Source organism: Vibrio sp. 2130-1 (genome assembly GCF_033339515.1).
On sequence record NZ_JAWOUT010000203.1, the window covers coordinates 1 to 758 of the forward strand.

Annotated in this window: 1 protein-coding gene and 1 pseudogene; one reads left to right on the forward strand and one right to left on the reverse strand. The window is 46.7% G+C overall.

Features of this window, described 5'->3' with window-relative positions:
* Nucleotides 1-72, forward strand: a pseudogene (locus R7Q09_RS25195) (tRNA (uridine(34)/cytosine(34)/5-carboxymethylaminomethyluridine(34)-2'-O)-methyltransferase TrmL); the annotation flags it as partial.
* A gap of 70 nt (nucleotides 73-142) precedes the next feature.
* On the opposite strand, the gene R7Q09_RS25200 reads toward R7Q09_RS25195, so the two are convergent.
* Nucleotides 143-661 (reverse strand): FxsA family protein, encoded by a 519-nt coding sequence (locus R7Q09_RS25200; protein WP_025501248.1) that lies wholly within the window; start codon nucleotides 659-661, stop codon nucleotides 143-145.
* Between the last annotated feature and the right edge of the window lie 97 nt (nucleotides 662-758).

Consider the following 758-nt stretch of genomic DNA (forward strand, 5'->3'; position numbering starts at 1 on the left):
AACCTTTCGAATGCCGTTGCGATCATTGCTTTTGAAGCATGGCGTCAAATGGGCTTTGAAGGGGCGTTGTAAGCTCAACGAATTCCAGACACAAAAAAGGGCGCGGAATGCGCCCTTTTGTTTTCTTGATTCACTGATTCAATCAGTTGAGCTTGTTACGATCATCGTCGTCTTTACGCTCAAATTCACCTTCGAAGGTGTTGCCGTTGTCCGAGCGAGAATCAAACGGGTCACGATGAAACGGATCTTGCTCAAATGGCCCTTGGTTTGAGAAACCACCTTGGAAGCCACCACCATGCATGGTTTTGACGACCATCTTGCTCATCAAGTATTTTGCAATCGCGGCACGCGGCGCAGGCAGCAATACCACCATACCCAACGCGTCGGTCATAAAGCCGGGAGTCAGCAATAGCACACCGGCAACCGCTAGCATCACACCTTCAAAAATTTGCTGTGCTGGAATTTCGCCTTGTTCAAGACGGCCCTGAACAGACATCAAGGTTTGAATACCTTGGCTGCGCACTAATGACGCGCCGACAAATGCCGTGATCAGCACTAATGCGATGGTTGGCCAGAGACCTAAAAAGCCCCCCACCTGAATAAATAAGCCAATTTCAATGATTGGGACGAAAATAAACGCCAATAATAAGATAGGAAACACACGCCCTCCTTTGTTTAATTCAGTGTAATGGTAAAAGCCAAGTAACCTCAAACGAATCGTTGTAAAAAAGCGTGTTCATACTCATGGCTTTTTTATT